This window comes from Endozoicomonas arenosclerae (assembly GCF_001562015.1).
Taxonomy (GTDB): Bacteria; Pseudomonadota; Gammaproteobacteria; order Pseudomonadales; family Endozoicomonadaceae; genus Endozoicomonas_A; species Endozoicomonas_A arenosclerae.
The window spans coordinates 1-15,999 of the sequence record NZ_LASA01000123.1; the positions used below are offsets into that span (position 1 = coordinate 1).

Annotated in this window: 17 protein-coding genes; 9 read left to right on the forward strand and 8 right to left on the reverse strand. The window is 48.0% G+C overall.

The window, feature by feature from the left end; all coding sequences use genetic code 11:
• Positions 1 to 162: 162 nt before the first annotated feature.
• Complete coding sequence (locus WG89_RS32970; RefSeq protein ID WP_153301708.1) at positions 163 to 384, reverse strand: hypothetical protein; 222 nt, start codon at positions 382 to 384, stop codon at positions 163 to 165.
• Positions 385 to 486: 102 nt separating this feature from the next.
• Here WG89_RS32970 and truC point away from each other — a divergent pair, with 102 nt between their 5' ends.
• From truC to WG89_RS19815, 3 genes are all read left to right on the forward strand, one after another.
• Positions 487 to 1,230, forward strand: a complete 744-nt coding sequence (truC, locus tag WG89_RS19805) for a tRNA pseudouridine(65) synthase TruC (protein ID WP_062269065.1) — start codon at positions 487 to 489, stop codon at positions 1,228 to 1,230.
• 88 nt (positions 1,231 to 1,318) lie between these two features.
• Positions 1,319 to 2,953 (forward strand): hypothetical protein, encoded by a 1,635-nt coding sequence (locus tag WG89_RS19810; RefSeq protein WP_062269067.1) that lies wholly within the window; start codon positions 1,319 to 1,321, stop codon positions 2,951 to 2,953.
• Positions 2,954 to 3,120: 167 nt separating this feature from the next.
• Positions 3,121 to 4,167, forward strand: a complete 1,047-nt coding sequence (locus tag WG89_RS19815) for a Fic family protein (protein ID WP_062269069.1) — start codon at positions 3,121 to 3,123, stop codon at positions 4,165 to 4,167.
• Positions 4,168 to 4,207: 40 nt separating this feature from the next.
• Here WG89_RS19815 and WG89_RS19820 read toward each other — a convergent pair whose 3' ends face one another.
• From WG89_RS19820 to WG89_RS19845, 6 genes are all read right to left on the reverse strand, one after another.
• A complete protein-coding gene (locus tag WG89_RS19820) occupies positions 4,208 to 4,738 on the reverse strand; it encodes a cytochrome b (RefSeq protein WP_062269071.1) in 531 nt (176 codons plus the stop codon).
• 275 nt (positions 4,739 to 5,013) lie between these two features.
• Positions 5,014 to 5,664, reverse strand: a complete 651-nt coding sequence (gene can, locus WG89_RS19825) for a carbonate dehydratase (protein ID WP_062269073.1) — start codon at positions 5,662 to 5,664, stop codon at positions 5,014 to 5,016.
• 169 nt (positions 5,665 to 5,833) lie between these two features.
• Positions 5,834 to 6,646, reverse strand: coding sequence for an orotidine-5'-phosphate decarboxylase (pyrF, locus tag WG89_RS19830; protein WP_062269075.1), 813 nt, complete (start codon positions 6,644 to 6,646; stop codon positions 5,834 to 5,836).
• Between the two features lie 116 nt (positions 6,647 to 6,762).
• Positions 6,763 to 7,473 (reverse strand): hypothetical protein, encoded by a 711-nt coding sequence (locus WG89_RS19835; RefSeq protein ID WP_062269078.1) that lies wholly within the window; start codon positions 7,471 to 7,473, stop codon positions 6,763 to 6,765.
• A gap of 129 nt (positions 7,474 to 7,602) precedes the next feature.
• Positions 7,603 to 8,352 (reverse strand): hypothetical protein, encoded by a 750-nt coding sequence (locus tag WG89_RS19840; RefSeq protein ID WP_062269080.1) that lies wholly within the window; start codon positions 8,350 to 8,352, stop codon positions 7,603 to 7,605.
• A gap of 292 nt (positions 8,353 to 8,644) precedes the next feature.
• Positions 8,645 to 9,478, reverse strand: a complete 834-nt coding sequence (locus tag WG89_RS19845) for a hypothetical protein (protein WP_062269082.1) — start codon at positions 9,476 to 9,478, stop codon at positions 8,645 to 8,647.
• Positions 9,479 to 9,748: 270 nt separating this feature from the next.
• On the opposite strand from WG89_RS19845, the gene WG89_RS19850 reads away from it, so the two are divergent.
• The 5 genes from WG89_RS19850 to WG89_RS19870 all read left to right on the forward strand — a co-directional run bounded on the left by WG89_RS19850 (position 9,749) and on the right by WG89_RS19870 (position 14,692).
• Positions 9,749 to 10,225, forward strand: a complete 477-nt coding sequence (locus tag WG89_RS19850; RefSeq protein ID WP_062269084.1) for a hypothetical protein — start codon at positions 9,749 to 9,751, stop codon at positions 10,223 to 10,225.
• Positions 10,226 to 10,452: 227 nt separating this feature from the next.
• A complete protein-coding gene (locus tag WG89_RS19855; protein ID WP_079253944.1) occupies positions 10,453 to 11,352 on the forward strand; it encodes a DMT family transporter in 900 nt (299 codons plus the stop codon).
• Positions 11,353 to 11,426: 74 nt separating this feature from the next.
• On the forward strand, positions 11,427 to 12,326 hold the full coding sequence (locus WG89_RS19860) for a DMT family transporter (protein ID WP_062269087.1): 900 nt from the start codon (positions 11,427 to 11,429) through the stop codon (positions 12,324 to 12,326).
• Between the two features lie 72 nt (positions 12,327 to 12,398).
• Positions 12,399 to 12,860, forward strand: coding sequence for a nucleoside deaminase (locus tag WG89_RS19865; protein ID WP_062269089.1), 462 nt, complete (start codon positions 12,399 to 12,401; stop codon positions 12,858 to 12,860).
• A gap of 260 nt (positions 12,861 to 13,120) precedes the next feature.
• Positions 13,121 to 14,692, forward strand: coding sequence for an AbgT family transporter (locus tag WG89_RS19870; protein WP_062269091.1), 1,572 nt, complete (start codon positions 13,121 to 13,123; stop codon positions 14,690 to 14,692).
• Positions 14,693 to 14,764: 72 nt separating this feature from the next.
• Here WG89_RS19870 and WG89_RS19875 read toward each other — a convergent pair whose 3' ends face one another.
• Positions 14,765 to 15,571: an ankyrin repeat domain-containing protein gene (locus WG89_RS19875; protein ID WP_062269092.1), complete on the reverse strand. Its 807-nt coding sequence runs from the start codon at positions 15,569 to 15,571 to the stop codon at positions 14,765 to 14,767.
• 266 nt (positions 15,572 to 15,837) lie between these two features.
• Here WG89_RS19875 and WG89_RS32975 point away from each other — a divergent pair.
• Positions 15,838 to 15,999 (forward strand): transposase (locus WG89_RS32975; protein WP_172806677.1); only part of this gene is annotated, 162 nt, incomplete at its 3' end.

Sequence of the window (15,999 nt, forward strand, 5' to 3'; positions counted from 1 at the left end):
TCATTGGGCGGTGGAGAATAATCTGCACTGGATTTTGGACGTTGCATTTTCAGAGGACGCATGTCAGATAAGCACAGGAAATGGGGCTGAAAATTTCTCCATTCTGAGACGGCTTGCGCTGAACGCTATCAAAGCCAATAAGGGAAGTCGCAGTATCAAGAGTCACCGGAAGCTAGCAGGGTGGGACCATAAGCACCTGAAAAAGCTGCTTTGCTCAGTCGTTCTGAATTGATGCAATTGCCCTGGCTGTTCTGCTGCTTTGAGAAAATCTTTCAGATTGAGCTGATCTGCCTGCTCATTCCAGAGTTCTACTTCCATGTTGTAGATCATGGTGCCAAGGGTTTGAGCGTCTTCAGGGGAGGCTTGTCGAATGGAATACTGCATGATCGTCACATAAATGAGAGAAACCGGGGGAATGGTTTCAGGACAAGCTATTTTAATGGCAATTGAATAAAATTGCGCCCTTTGGCGTAGAGATCTTACTGGATGCAAGAAGAAACATCAGAAACTCTGGAAATACTCTATCAGGATGAATCACTGGTAGCGGTTAACAAACCTTCCGGTCTGCTGGTGCACCGCTCCATGATTGACCGGAGCGAAACCCGTTTCGCCTTGCAGATTGTCAGAAATCAGGTGGGTCAGCATGTTTACCCTTTGCATCGTCTGGACAAACCTACCTCCGGGGTTTTGCTGTTTGCCCTGTCACCGGAAATAGCTCGGATAGCCGGGAAACAGTTTGAAGAGGGGTTGGTCAAGAAAACCTATCTGGCGGTGGTCAGGGGTTACGCACCTGAATCCGGAGTGATTGATCATCCGCTCAAAGAAGAGTTGGATAAAATGACGGATCGCAAAGCTCGACAGGATAAGCCAGCTCAGGAAGCCGTGACAGCTTATGAGAGGCTGGCCACTGTTGAGTTGCCTTTAGCCATTGAGCGATACCCAACCAGTCGATATTCGCTGGTAAAAGCCTGGCCGAAAACCGGCAGAAAACATCAAATCCGCCGTCATATGAAGCACATTGCTCACCCTATTATTGGTGATGCCAAACACGGAAAGGGAGTTCACAACCGCTATTTTGCCGAGCACTTTGCTGCTGGCAGGTTACTGCTGGCCTGCACTGAGATGGAGATAACTCATCCCGTTTCAGGTGAGCGACTGGTGTTGTCTGCTCCTTTGGATTCGGTCTTTACCCATTTGATCCATCGCTTTGGCTGGGAAGAGTCACTGTAACGAAAAAGTAAAAGACTTTTTCTACGGCGGCATGACGAATCTTAATTGAGAATCTAGTCTGCCTGAACTGTCTGGTTCAGGAGGCTTTATGCTCAAGCCTGGTTTGAGTGTGGTGTTGTTTGTAGTTTTGTTGTTTGGAGCGCTCTACAGTCACGGAAATGGAGACGATAAGAAAGCGAGAGTAATAACGGATGAATTAGGTCATCAAAGATGTAAGGAGTGTAAGAAACGTCTCGATATCTGTAGGTGTCGCTGCAGTCGATGCAGTAAGTTTTTCAGAGAAAAAAGACTGATTGCCCGAAAAAAAATAAGAAAAAAAGGACAGTCTGATACCCCCAGTGATAAAGACCCTGAACCCAGCGAGGTTTATTTATCCACTGAGAATACTTGCCAGTGTGATGACAATCATTCTATCAGTGAACCCCCTACTGACCCTCGACTCAAGCCTGATTGCAGGAAAAGAAGACCTCCTATTACTCTTGACGGTCCCTCAACCAGTAAAATGGCTTTATTAGCGTCATCCGGTGGCAGTGTCTCTGGCGAAGTGGTTTCTATTCCCATTCCTGTTCCCGATACCGAGAATCAACTGGACTGTGAATGGATAAACCAGCAGGTTGATTTCAGTAGTTTCCAGCAGCAGGCACCCGTTGTTGTCGTACCTCCCTGCCAGCAACAAGCGTCCTCAACTTCGTCCTTCAATGTGTGCCATCTGGAAAATAACATGGTGCCAGTCACCTTTCAGGCTTCAAATAATCTGGTGCAGCACTTACAACAGGTAGTCACTCAAGCTCAGGCAGCTATTCAACAGGATTTTGTGACAGGGCTGATCTCTATAGGCTGGATGAGCGGACAGGCTCAACCCCTGGGTAATGTTCAGGTTTTGGAAGATGGTTATTATGTCCTGGCTCTTCCTAATCCTCAGGGAGGCTTTTTCATTGCCCTTATTGTCGTAGAAGAAAAAATGACCTTTGTTTTTCTTCTGAATCAGGCTGGGGGAGTGAGCGGCTATGTCAGTGATAATCAAAGCCTCATTATTTGGGGGATCAATTGCTATCTGAATACGATGGGAGGTCAGCTTTATCGGATTCTGTTACCTGTCACCATGGATGTTCTCAATTACATGCTAGAGACCGCCGTGGCTGCTTTTGATCAAATGTGCCCGGATGATGCAGTAGATGAAGATTTACTGGTGGCTGATTGTGAAGGCGATGCTGAAGTAATCCTGGTTTCTGACTGCCCCATGGGTCATGACGTCGCTATTCGGCAATGCTTTATGGATCAAATGGCTAACGGCCCACAAAAGATTCCGCTGCCTCAGGGGTTGGATGAATCCCAACTTCCCGATTTATATGCCTTGATGCAGCTAATGGAAGTGAATCATGCGATGACTGCTCTTGAAGTCGATCTTGAAGTTGAAGAACTTCAGGCGTTGAACTCGGTTCAGCAGTTAATGACCACTGCACTTGATAGTGGTGTCTTTATCATGGTGATTCAGGCGCCGAACGAGCAGACATTTGTTGTGATCATCTCGGTTAACGCTACCGGTATGACGCTCAGAATGTTGTGCTTCTCAGATAACCTTCGAGAGCGAGCTTCGTTGAGGGCTGTCAGTGGACTGGTTTGTGAATGGAATAGAGCGTTACAAGTCTTGGTCTGCATTCTAAGAGCAGGTCATAGCGTTCAGGTGTATCGATTAAGGTCGCGTGAAGACAGCAATAATTAATTTGCTTGTCTAAGACGTTATTTTCGATCAAAAAAATTGCATATTAACCATTTTTTAACGATTAATAAGTGTATTAATAAGTCTATGAATTTATTGGATATTAAACGACTTCTATGCATAATCTATATGTATCTTAACCGATAATTACCCGTTAGTCAGGAATCCAAATGCATACGCTGGAACGTTTGTCAGACTATCGATTTACTGCCTCCCAATTGGCGCGCTTCAGGCAGTTGGGAGAGTTCAGGGGGCGTCAGCCTCACACCCTGCGCCAACAGTCAGAAGTTCTGGATACGCTCAGGCAGGTAGCCACTCTGGAATCTGTGGAGTACGGCAACAGCCTTGAACACATTTCTGTCAGCAAAGAAGCTTTGAGAAAGCTGGTTCAATACGAAGTCAAACCGGGCACTCCTTCAGAAAGGCAGATAGCAGGTTACCGTGATGTCCTGGATACAGTGACGGAACCCGCTGAACACACCAATGTGTCATCAGGTTTCATCAGGCAGCTTCATGCCACACTTTATAGTCATTTCCCTCATGAGGGAGGACGCTGGAAAGCCACCAATAAAGACATTGTTGAACGTGATGCCCAGGGGAATCGGATAGGGGTTCTGTATCGTACAGTGCCCGCCGCAGAAACCCCTAAGGCGATGGAACTAACAGTAGCGCTCTATCATCAGTGTCTGGACAGGGAAATAGAACCACTGCTGGTGGTCAGTTGCGCGGTGCTGGACTTTCTTTGCATTCATCCATTCAGTGATGGCAATGCCCGCATAGCGCGTTTGATAGCAACGCTCATGCTCTCACTCAACAGTTATGATGTCTGTCGTTATATCAGTCTGGAGAGAATTTTTTCCCAGAACGAGCAGGCTTATCTGGACGCTCTTCAGCTCAGTGTAAAAGGCTGGCATGAGGGCACTCATAACCCCATGCCCTGGATTAACTTTTTCCTGGGCAGTGTGATCAAAGCTTATGAAGAGCTTGAGCAAAGGGTGGATGCTCTGCAAAACCAGGGCAGTCGCGCTCCAAAGTCACAGTTAATTGCCATGGCTATTGATAATGCTGAGGGCCCTTTTTCTGTTGCTGATATCTGTGTTCAGCTGCCAACGGTCAGTCGCGAACTGGTCAAAAAAGTGGTTCAACAGAAGCGAAGAAGCGGTGAACTCAAGCCTATCGGTAAAGGTCGGGGAGCTCATTGGGAGAGAGTCGGTTAAATCAGGGAAAGAGAGCTTCCGTAGAAGCTCTCTCTATGCTTTAAATTATTCTGCCCAGTACGTCGTTTTCCGGTTTATCCATAAACCGGTGTTTTAACGCACCGAGAATATGGAGTCCGATGACAGCCAGAAATACATAAGGTATATAAGTGTGGATAGTGTGGAGTATCCCCGCCAGTTCTTTGTTATTTGCCATTAATTCAGGCAGTTTGATACCAAAGAAGAAAATGTCATGTCCACCGGCATCTGACATGGTGAAACCACTGAGGGGGACAATAATCATCAAGGCATAAAGAGAGTAGTGAGTGATTTTGGCCAGAATCTTCTCATGTTTGGGAAGGCCTTTAGGCAGTTCTGGAACCTTACTGAAAAATCGCACCAGAATTCTGATGGCTACCAGCAGAAGTACAAGAATGCCAAAAGATTTATGCCAAGGGTAAATGTCGTATTTGTAACTGACATCCTGTGACAGGCTGGCCATATACCAGCCACTGCCAATCATTCCAAGTACAGCAATAGCCATCAGCCAATGCAATAACCGCAACAAGGCCGGATATTTTTCAGGTGTCATCGTTTTTATCCTCTGGAAAATATGGGGGCAAACGGCTTAGTGTTTATTATTTATACAAAATGGTCGTTTATGGAAGTACTGTTTCACTAACCGTTGTAATGAGTTTCAGGCTCATGGGTAATGATACGAGTGGCTTCGCTGATCGTTTGCCCGGAAACAAGTTGTTTTTTCAATGCTGAATCTTGCTGATCCAGTGATTGCGGGGAAGTATAGACGCTGGTGTGGGGAGTGAACCGATAGCCCGGAAAGGCTATCGGAGAGGCACTGTGTTCAACTCAGGAAGCTGTGATCTGCTTGATGGCCTCACTGTAGAGCCCATCAAGGCTCTCCGGGTCGGAGACACAGAGACCAAGGTCACTGAGCAGGCCATCTTTCAGACCGTAGATCCAGCTGTGTACCGTCAGATCCTGTCCGCGCAGCCAGGCATCCTGAACAATAGTGGTCTGGCAAACATTCAGAGCCTGTTCCACCACGTTCAGTTCATACATGCGCTCAAACACTTCTTCCTGGTCTGCCAGGGTATTCAGATAAGTCTGATGCTTGCTCTGAACATCCTGAATATGACGCAGCCAGTTATCAATCAGTCCCAGCTTGCGGTTCTTTACAGCTTCCTGGACACCGCCACAACCATAGTGGCCGGTCACTATAATGTGCTCAACTTTCAGATACTCAACAGCGTATTGGATGACAGAGAGACTGTTGAGGTCGGTGTGAATCACCTGATTAGCCACGTTACGATGGACAAACAACTCTCCAGGTACCAGGCCGGTGATCTGGTTGGCGGGTACTCGACTGTCAGAGCAACCTATCCAGAGGTATTTGGGGGCTTGCTGTTGAGACAATTGTTCAAAAAAACCAGGCTCTTTTTCTCGAACCGAGGCTGACCATTCGCGGTTCTGGTCCAGCAGCTTCTTGAGTCTGCGCATGGGGGCTTCCATATCTGAATAAACGGTTAAATACAGCGACTTGGAGGCTGACGCACCTGGCCGGGCTGCATTTTTCGCGAGAGATAATACAGCCGTCGCTACTGTAAATGGGTGTACCCATGCTAGCAAAGGAATATACCGGTTTAGAGTATCTTCCTGTAGTCATTTGTTAACGGTACTGATTCACCTGATCTCTGAGCTCAATAGCAGCTGTTCTGGCTGCTTCAGCAAAGTTCTCATCACTGCCCGCATAAATGATGCCACGGGAAGAGTTTACAATGATGCCTTCGCCCTGACTGTTCAGACCATTTTTAACGGTGGCTTCTACGTCTCCACCCTGGGCTCCAAGACCGGGTACCAGGAAGGTCATATCACCGGTAATAGCACGGATTCTCTTGAGTTCTTCCGGGTTAGTCGCGCCTACAACGAGCAGTAGGTTGTTATGGCCGTTCCATTCTTCTTTGGCCTTGCGGGCAATGACTTCGTAAAGGAAGTCGTCACCCACTTTCAGGTTCTGGATAGCCGCAGCCCCTGGGTTGGAAGTGCGGCAAAGCATCACGGTGCCTTTATCTTCATAGCGAGTAAAGGGCTCAATGGTATCAATGCCCATATAGGGATTGACTGTGATCGCATCGGCTTCATAACGTTCGAAGGCTTCTTTGGCATACTGATCCGCTGTACTGCCGATATCGCCGCGCTTTGAGTCCAGAATGACAGGGATATCGGGGTAGTTATCCTTGATGTATTCAATGGTTTGAGCCAGCTGATCTTCAGCTCCCTGAGCGTGATAATGGGCTGCCTGAGGTTTGTAAGCACAAACTAAGTCTGCAGTAGCATCAATGATGAAGCGGTTGAACTCCAGAATAGGCTGCTCGAGCGCCTGAATGTGGGCGGGAAACTTCTCGGGTAAGGGGTCCAGACCTACGCAGAGCAAAGAGTTGTTCTTACGCATGGCAGCCTGTACCTGATCCAGAAAACGCATAGCAAAGCCTTATGTTGCAGTGGACGATGTCTGGGCGTGCAGTGTAACAGATTGCAGACAAGGTTTGTTGTCACTGAAAGGAAATTTGCCGGGCAAAGCCCGGCAGTCATCATAAGTCAGACTTTCTCTGGAATGCTTTCTACTACGATCTGAGGATTCTCCTGAGAGTAGTAACCTGGTGGAGGCGTTACAGGTGACCGATGTAAAGATGGGTGAGATTCCCCTTGTACCTCTATACCTTCTTCTGCCGGTCTGTCCTGAAGAGCGGTACCAGGCTCGTAATACTGCTTTCGGAGTTTTTCGTGAGCATTGTGCCACTCTTCTTCCTTTTCCAGATAGTCACCGATTGAATCTCCATTATACAAACTTGGATAGAGCCCAAATACGGGGGCATAAAGATTCTCGTTCTTGGTCAGGGAGTAACCATAATTGCGGTACTCGTCGAAGACCTTCATGGCTGAAGAAATGCCTTTGACCAGATTGACTCCAGCACCAAGGGTTGGAGCCAGTCCCAGCAGTTTCCCAACCAGAGGGTTGGCGCTGGTGATAACGGCATAGGTAGGCAAACTGAAAGCGACTGCCCCTGCAAACTGGAAGACCCTTACTGTTCTGTCTGCTTGTTTTTTTGCGTTGATCTGCCATTGATTAGGTAACAGTTTATTCAACCCTTTACAGGTGTACTCAACTACTTTGCTTACGGGCTTTCCGGCTAGCCATCCAACTGCAGCTCCAGGGGCACCGACCACGCTTGTAGTCACAGAAGCACCGGCAAGAGCGCCTCGTATAGGCATGGCAGCCACATAAGCGGCTGTTTTCAAGCCTGACATTATTCTTCCTGATCCTTGCATGCTGTAACTCCTTGTATAACCTGGTTTTTATTTAATTACCCATTATTTGTTTTTAACGTTTGGCGTAATAAAAAGCCGGGCATAAAGCCCGGCGGTTGGTGCACAGTTTTAGGTTTCAACCAGAGGCTCCTTTACTGAAGAGAAATCTGTTACATAAGATCCTGATAACAGTTCTTCAGAGCTAGCTTCCAGGGACAGGGTCTCCTGGCTCTTAAGTTTCTCCTGCTCAGCCAGATATTGTTGTTCCAGTTCATCCCGCTTCTCCTGGTGTCTGGCAGCTTGCTCTTCCAGACGAGGCATTCTGAACAGATCTTCAAACTGACCTGTCTTTGAGAACCTGTCGGAGTAGTTATGGAAAATATCATCACCGTGGTAGATGTTCAGGTACAGGTTTTCTACAGGGTCCAGAAGGTTTTCCTTCATAGTCTCTGAGGTCCCGTATTTTCTAAGCTCCTGATAAACCGTTTTACAGGCCATCAGGTTTTTAATGGTCTTTCCGGCGGCAGTAGCCAGGCCCGGTGCGGCATACAAAGCGGTTAACACAGGATGTGAAAGCGCCTGCATGACCATAAATGGAGAGCCAATGATAGCGCCTGCCGTCTGGAGAACCTTAACCGTTCTGCGAACATGCTTCTGGGTATCAATCTGGTTCTTCATGGTCCGGCCTTTATTGAGCCTGTTACAACCCGCTTCAACAACTTTACCGACCAGTTTTCCTGCCAGATAGCCTACACCTGCACCAGGCAGTCCTACAGAAGTGGTTAATAAACCTACTCCGTCAGCAATGCCTCTGAGTGGGCTTGCAGCGGCGTAAAGGGCTGTTTGAATACCTGCACTGATTCTTCCTGATCCCTGCATAATCTGTACTCCTTGAATGTGTTGTCGAATAGTTATGGTCCGAGTATGCCAAGAGGGAAGGATGAAGTGACTGACAGGGCTGTCAGTATTGCTTTCAAAATATATAAGCCATTGATAATAAAGGTTTTATGTTAAGAAACCCCTTCAAATCGACTACTCGGCCGCAAGCGACCGAGCTTACGCCGATTTGATTGGCCTTCGGCCAACCGGGATTTCTAAGTTGCACTCGGGGGCAAGCCCCCAAGATTTCTTAATTTAAAATGGTGCCGGGCTCAAAGCCCGGCTGGTTGGATCAGACCGTTACGGTTTTAGGTGTCACGACAGAAGGTGTGAAAGGGCTTGGTATTACAGTTTCCAGACTTTCATCCTCATCTTGATCAACCGGAGTAAAAGCATTCATGAGCGTCTGTTTTCTTTCCTGCCTTGCGGCTTCCAGCTGGTCCAGACGCTTGTGTTCCAGATCTTCACGATTCTTGTTGTGTCTGGCCTTTAGGGCTTCTAAATGAGGCTTTTTCATGTGTTTTTCAGCCAGGCCCGAGATCTGCTTGTTAACTTCTTCGGGTGTAGCTGAGTCCGGGATATCCAGTGCAGATATATCACTGATTAAATCAGCGCAGGTATGCCAGATGTCTGTACCGTGGTAAATATCCAGTAATATATTATCCACTGGGTCAAAGAGGTTTTCTTTGGCGGTTTCAGACGTGCCGTACTTCCTCAGTTCCTGGTAGACAGTTTTACAGGCAGCCAGGTTGCTCAGAGTATTTGTTACGGTGTTTACTGAAAACTGGATAGCTGACAGAGTCGAGAATATCGGGTTTGCAGCTATTTTCGCGGCAACCAGTGGTGCACCAATGATCGCTCCAGCGGTTTCAAGAACCTTTGCTGTACGGCGTACATGCTTTTCGGTATCAACCCGGGGATTATCTTCTCTTCCCTTGTTGAGCCTGTTGCAGATGGCGCCAACTACCTTGCCAACCAGCTTTCCGGCCAAAAAGCCTACGCCAGCCCCAGGTGTGAGAGCGGCCGAGCCTAATCCTGCGAGTCCTGTAGCCAATCCCCTGACTGGAGTTGCTGCGGCATAAAGTGCGGTTTGAATACCGGCACTGATTCTTCCTGATCCCTGCATAATCTGTACTCCTTGTACGTGCTAGTTCCATTGTTGTTTGCAAAGTATGCAGGGATCGGTTCCTGAAATGCCTGACAAGGCTGTTAGCCCTTAAATATCAGGAGCTGCAGATCGTTGGTCAAACTGACCATTTCACCCCTCATCGGTAGGCCATAAAATGATCAACTAATGAAGGGGTAGCGTTGTCTTTTCGCTGGTTTGGACGGGTGATCCCTTATAGTTTCTTCAAGGGCCGGCCCTGGCGCTCAGGACCCGGGCAGGAGAGTGTGGATGCAGAAGTTAGTAGTACCAGATCTGCAACAGGTAGAAGTCTGGCTGAATCGGGCCGGACATGAGTCCTGGATGTGTGACCATTGTGAGGGATTACACATCTCTTCGCTGCAAGCTCTGGACGGCATCCTGGACAGCCGCTTGTTCATTGAACCCTTTGGTATTCTTTTTTCTACTGAGCTGGATTTGAAAGCGGCGGCTGCTTTTTCAGTACAGGCTGATATGACCCGTCTGAACCTGGGCTTACCCATGCTCAAACTCTTTCTTGAAATGCTGGACTCCGGGCATCTATTGCTGGTGGCTTCAGATGTGATGATGACAACCAGGGGAGTTTGTTATAACCAGTTCTCGGAGTTTCTGGCAATGACTCTGGAAGCTAAAAGCTGGTTGTATCGGGAGTGCCAGAGTTTGCAGTACATTCTTGCCGAACAGGAACATGTCTTACCTCCTGTAGAAGGCAAATTTTCTTTTCACTAGTGCCGTTAGGCGCTAGACCCCATACCGTTCGCACTGAACCTTTCGAAGTGCAATTACCAGTATCCTTCGACAAGCTAAGGACGAACGGAGTATGTATGAGCATTAGCGCTGGCTGCAACTGACTGTTTTCTTGCTGCGAGAGAAAATAAACAGTCAGGCACTCTGGCGAAAATTGCGATTTGACCTAATGTCATACAGTCGTTTCTCTGATTCGGGAAGTTTGCCGCGTGTCTAATGCTTCTCTTTTCTGTATTTGCTCCCTGGTGTGGGGTTCAACCTGGTATGCGATCAGCTGGCAGCTGGGTACAGTTGATGTTATGTGGTCTGTTACTTATCGATTCTTGTTGGGCGCTCTGCTGATGTGGGTGATTTGCCAGTTTCGTGGCGGCATTCCCAGTTATACCCGGCAGCAGCATCTTCGTTTTTTCTTTCAGGGCTCTTTCCTGTGCGGGCTTTCTTACTGGCTGGTTTATGAGAGTGAAAAATTTATCAGCAGCGGACTCTCGGCACTGATTTGCACCGGTATCCTTTATTCCAATGTAGTGATTGCCCGCCTCTGGCTGGGTAATGCGGTCAAGCGCTCAGTCCTGGTGGGTGCCGTTTGCGGCAGTATTGGTGTGTTTATGGTATTTCTTCCCCAGATTACCTTAATCGACTCGGATCCACAGGAACTTATAGGTTTGGCTCTTGCTCTGGGCGCAGTACTGATGTTTTCGCTGGGCAGTGTGTCCTGTGAAATTAACGAAAAGGATGGGTTGGCGGTTATGCCAATAACGGTGTTTGCCATGTTTTATGGTGGTGCTGAAATGGGGCTGGTAGCCATACTGCGTGGAGTCCATCCTACCTTTGATTTCAGTCCAGGCTATCTGGTTTCCCTGGGTTATCTGGTGATCTTTGGCTCTGTGATTGCCATGACTTCTTACCTGGCTTTGATTCAGCGTATGGGGTCCGATCGCACAGCTTATGTGGATATTATTTACCCGATCATTGCGCTGCTGATTTCTACCGTTTTTGAAGGCTATGAATGGACTTTGGTTTCAGTGCTGGGGGTCGTAGTGATTCTGCTGGGTAATTTACTGGCTATGAGCGATCGTTTTGATCGAGGTGATACTGAAACAGCCTGCTAAGTTTCTATTTTCTGCTTCAAGGCATCGTCTGCTCAACACTGCTTTCTGTCGCCTCATTTTCAGGTGTTTATCCAATGTCCAATACTTTTCTATTTTGCCTTTGTTCATTGGTTTGGGGCTCTACCTGGTTTGCTATCAGTAAGCAGTTGGGGCCTGTTGATACGATGTGGTCACTCAGCTATCGCTTTGTTCTGGGCGCGGTGTTTATGTGGGCTGTTTGCCAGTTCAGAGGCGGGGTCCCTAAGTACAGCCCAAGGCAACACTTTCGTTTCCTGTTTCAAGGCACTTTCATGTGTGGTCTCTCTTACTGGTTGTTCTATGAAAGCGGAAAGTATATATCCAGTGGCATGACCGCAATGATTTGCACCACACTGCTTTATTTTAACGTAGTCGTAGCAAGAGTCTGGCTGGGTAATGGCATAAAGCGTTCGTTGCTGATAGGTGCTGTGACAGGCACGATTGGAGTTTGTCTGATTTTTCTCCCACAGCTCAGGACAGCAGACTCTAATCCAGAAGAGTTGAAAGGGTTATTGTTGGCACTGGGAGCCGTTCTGCTTATTTCTCTGGGCAGTGTATCCTGCGAAAAAAATGAAAAAGAAGGTTTGGCTGTAATGCCTATCACTATTTTCCTTATGCTTTATGGAGGGATTGAGATGGGTCTTATAGCGTTGCTGAGAAGGATGCCTCCTACCTTTGATTTCAGTCCCGTCTACCTGATATCCCTAGCTTATCTGGTTGTGTTTGGTTCACTGATCGCTATGACAGCCTACATCACTTTAATTCAGAAAATTGGGGCTGATCGTACAGCCTATGTAGACATTATTTACCCCGTCATTGCGCTATTGATCTCAACCTTTATTGAAGGCTATCAATGGACGCTTCCAGCTGCGGTAGGTGTTGGCATTATTCTGCTGGGGAATTTTCTGGCTATTGGTAAATATTTCGATCGATCTGAAACCAGGGCAACCTGCTAAAATCTTTGCGAGCCAAGTACGCTTTATTGGCTCTGATAATAAATAACTTCTCTGATGTATATGGGGTTTCCCATGAATGAGCACAAGCCTTTCATTTATCGTGCAATAGAGCTAGCCAGTCAGGCCCTGGACAAGGGAGAGGCGCCGTTTGGTGCTGTTCTGGTACACGACGGAAAAATTCTTCTGGAGTCTGAATGTACGACTGAAGCAGAAAGTGATCCCACCCGGCATGCGGAACTCAACCTGGTCAGCCATGCCTGCCGACAGATGCCAAGAGAACAGTTATCAGAGTGTACGTTATACAGCAGCACTGAACCCTGCCCCATGTGTGCGGGAGCTATCTATTGGGCTGGCATTCCAAAGGTAGTTTACGGTTGCAGCATGGAAGCACTGGATCAGATCGCCGGCCATTCCACCCAAATGGGATGCAGAAAAGTCTTTGACTGCTGCTATGGCCAAATAGAAGTCATTGGCCCCGTAGAAGAAGAGCTGGCCTGCGAGCCTCATATGAAGTGCTGGCCGCATCCTTCTTGAGCTTGTCTGTTTATTGAAAGCTCAATGAATGTGTAGAGGGTGCAGAGTTTCTTTGGGCTCTCTTTAAACAGTTCCGGCCAACAAAAAAACTACAAATCGAGTCAAAATAGAGAAAATATCTGTTTTGTGTATTTCTTTCGGATAAAACTGTGTGTTTCTTGATCTGAGTCATTCCTGTTACTGCCTCTCTCTTTGCTAAAGTCCCCGCCCAAACAAGAATCTTCATTTTTTAAATTTACACTTTTTGACCAGGGGTGCGCATGAGCCATGCCAATACCGGGGGGAGGCTCGCTACAGCCAGCGAGAAGCCGCCGTTTATTGATCGTTTTTTGAATGCCATTGAAGTGGCCGGTAACAAGCTGCCTGATCCAGCGATGTTATTCGTCTACTGTCTGCTGATTGTTATCGCGCTGTCTGCAGTATTCTCTTCCGTCAGCTTTGATCTGGTGAGCCCGGCTACAGGTGAGGCGATTCAGGTTAAAAACCTGCTGGATGCCAAGTACCTGACTGACTTTATGGCTTCCAGTGTGACTACCTTCACAGGCTTTGCTCCTCTGGGCATGGTTCTGGCGGCTCTGCTGGGTGTGGGTATTGCTGAATCTTCAGGTTACATCAATATTGCCCTGAAAAAGATGATTCGCATGACACCTCAGAAGCTGTTGGCGCCTGCGGTCGTTATGATCGGTGCTATCAGCTCCGTTGCAGCTGATGCCGGTTATGTTCTGGTAATTCCAATCGGTGCGGTTATCTTCCACGCGGCTGGTCGTCATCCTCTGGCCGGTCTGGCAGCTGCTTTTGCCGGTGTTTCCGGTGGTTTCTCTGCAGGCCTGCTGCCTTCCAGTCTGGATCCTCTGCTGCAGAGCTTTACCCAGTCTGCTGCCCAGATTTACGACAAAGACTATCTGGTTAACCCGCTGGCTAATTTCTACTTCACCTTTGTCTCCACCTTTGTAGTGACTCTGCTGGGTTGGTTTGTGACAGAAAAGATCGTTGAGCCACGTTTGAAGAACGTTGAGCTGAACAAGGATCTGGAAGAAGCAGAAGACATGAGCAGCTACACCCAGGCTGAAGATCGTGCTTTCAAAATCAGTAGTGCTGTTCTGCTGACTATGGCCGGTCTACTGGTTCTGGCTTGTCTGCCTGAGACTTCTCCACTGCGTGCCGAGAATGGTTCTCTTACCGCTCATACTGCACCTCTGATGAAATCCATCGTGCCTCTGATCTTCCTGTTCTTCCTGATTCCAGGTGTGATCTATGGCCGCATGACCGGCACTTTCAAGAATCATCGTGATGTAATGGCTGGCATGAGTCAGTCCATGACCACCATGAGCAGCTACATTGTTATGGCGTTCTTCTGTGCTCAGTTCCTGAAAGCTTTTGGTGACTCCAATCTGGGTACTCTGCTGGCTTTGTCCGGTGCTGAAGTTCTTCAGGCTCTGGACATGCCGGGTCAGATGACTATTATAGGTATCATTCTGTTGACCGCTGTCGTTAACCTGACCGTAGGTTCTGCTTCTGCAAAGTGGGCTCTGATCGGACCTATTTTTGTTCCAATGCTGATGGCTGTGGGCATCTCTCCGGAACTGGCGCAGGCTGCGTACCGTATCGGTGATTCCTCTTCCAACATCATTACCCCGATGATGGCTTACTACCCTGTCATCATCGTGTTCTGCCAACGCTATGTGAAGAACTCCGGTATCGGCACCATTGCTTCCCTGATGATGCCTTACTCCATTGTCTTCCTGGTGGGCTGGACGGCCTTCCTGCTGCTTTACTGGGCACTGGGTCTGCCACTGGGTATTGCTGCACCTTACTCATACCCGGCCATGTGATTTCGATGACCAGGCCATGAAAAGAAAGCCCTCGGCGAAAACCGGGGGCTTTTTTTTAGGCGCTCTTGGCGGTTACTTTGCGCCGTAGGACTTCAGCAACTCAATGATGGGTGTTGGAACTTGCCACTTCCTGGCAATGGTCATGGGCGTGTCGCCTGAACTGTAGTAGTCAGGATGTTGGGGAACCGGTTTGTTGATATTCGCGCTGGAAACCTTAAGAACGACTCTGACTGTATCAATGTTCAGACTCTTGATAGCTGCCACCAACAGGTCGTTGCCGGTATCGTCTCTGGCTTCCACAATAATCTTGTCTTCATCTTTGGGCAGAGTCCTCAGGCGGTAGCTAAGGCTGGAAGAGAAACCGTTGAAAGCCAGGAAATGCTCATACCATTTTCCGTGAACCTTGTAGCTGTCCATATGATCGGGTGTCAAAACACCCGCCATCATAGCCCTGTAAAGAGCATCATCCATCTGGTCGCCCATATTGGGCTCAATGAAATCTGCAGGAACTGTTGGTCTGGGCGCATCATTAAAACCATTGGCTGTGAGCTGGGCTATCAGGCTGTCCACCTCTGCTTGCAATGAAGGATTGTTAGCGGCTAATGATCTCAAGTGAGCGGCAATCTGGTTTAAATGAGCCTGATCATTGGCTTGGCCTCTGGCATTAATGATCAGCTTGAACATGGAGAAGGGACTTTTCCATTTCATCAGTGCACTCAGAGCCGTGTCCTGGTGACCGGGTTGTCCAAAAATGCGATTGGGATTGCCTTTGTTCCTTAGAACAAGCTCCATCATGTAAGTCTGACCGTTGCTGATCGACATTCTTAGAGCCGTGGCATTGTCCTTGTCTCTGGCATTGATATCCGCAGCGTTATTCAACCCCTAGTGAGCCAGCCTTCTGAAACCGTTGAACACTGAAAAACTCAGCAAGTGTCTGCCACGTCTATCTGTTTCTCCGGAAACAGGCTTCAACATGGCATCCTTGCCTTTGTGCGTTAGTCTCTTTCATTAGTGTAGATTGGATATGCTGGCCTTCTTCTTTATCCAATACTGTATTCTTGAAGGCTCTTAATGGATTCTGGGGAGCTGGTTGAGGACGAGTTATTTGACTATGAATAGAAGACGTTTTCTTGTACAAAAGTGTCATGAAACTTTATGACCTCCTCGACAACGCCAAGTGCTTTGAACAGATACGCCAGATTCGCTGGCCTGACGGGGTGAAATGCCCACACTGTGCCAGCTCAGACATAACCCGCCAAGGCAAGGACGATTCACAGCCTGACAGACAGAGATATTCTTGTAAAGAA

Excerpts from the sequence above, each read along its gene's own strand:
- WG89_RS32970 (WP_153301708.1), bottom strand. The coding sequence starts at position 384 with ATGCAGTATTCCATTCGACAAGCCTCCCCTGAAGACGCTCAAACCCTT.
- truC (WP_062269065.1), top strand. The coding sequence starts at position 487 with ATGCAAGAAGAAACATCAGAAACTCTGGAAATACTCTATCAGGATGAA.
- WG89_RS19810 (WP_062269067.1), top strand. The coding sequence starts at position 1,319 with ATGCTCAAGCCTGGTTTGAGTGTGGTGTTGTTTGTAGTTTTGTTGTTT.
- WG89_RS19815 (WP_062269069.1), top strand. The coding sequence starts at position 3,121 with ATGCATACGCTGGAACGTTTGTCAGACTATCGATTTACTGCCTCCCAA.
- WG89_RS19820 (WP_062269071.1), bottom strand. The coding sequence starts at position 4,738 with ATGACACCTGAAAAATATCCGGCCTTGTTGCGGTTATTGCATTGGCTG.
- can (WP_062269073.1), bottom strand. The coding sequence starts at position 5,664 with ATGCGCAGACTCAAGAAGCTGCTGGACCAGAACCGCGAATGGTCAGCC.
- pyrF (WP_062269075.1), bottom strand. The coding sequence starts at position 6,646 with ATGCGTTTTCTGGATCAGGTACAGGCTGCCATGCGTAAGAACAACTCT.
- WG89_RS19835 (WP_062269078.1), bottom strand. The coding sequence starts at position 7,473 with ATGTCAGGCTTGAAAACAGCCGCTTATGTGGCTGCCATGCCTATACGA.
- WG89_RS19840 (WP_062269080.1), bottom strand. The coding sequence starts at position 8,352 with ATGCAGGGATCAGGAAGAATCAGTGCAGGTATTCAAACAGCCCTTTAC.
- WG89_RS19845 (WP_062269082.1), bottom strand. The coding sequence starts at position 9,478 with ATGCAGGGATCAGGAAGAATCAGTGCCGGTATTCAAACCGCACTTTAT.
- WG89_RS19850 (WP_062269084.1), top strand. The coding sequence starts at position 9,749 with ATGCAGAAGTTAGTAGTACCAGATCTGCAACAGGTAGAAGTCTGGCTG.
- WG89_RS19860 (WP_062269087.1), top strand. The coding sequence starts at position 11,427 with ATGTCCAATACTTTTCTATTTTGCCTTTGTTCATTGGTTTGGGGCTCT.
- WG89_RS19865 (WP_062269089.1), top strand. The coding sequence starts at position 12,399 with ATGAATGAGCACAAGCCTTTCATTTATCGTGCAATAGAGCTAGCCAGT.
- WG89_RS19870 (WP_062269091.1), top strand. The coding sequence starts at position 13,121 with ATGAGCCATGCCAATACCGGGGGGAGGCTCGCTACAGCCAGCGAGAAG.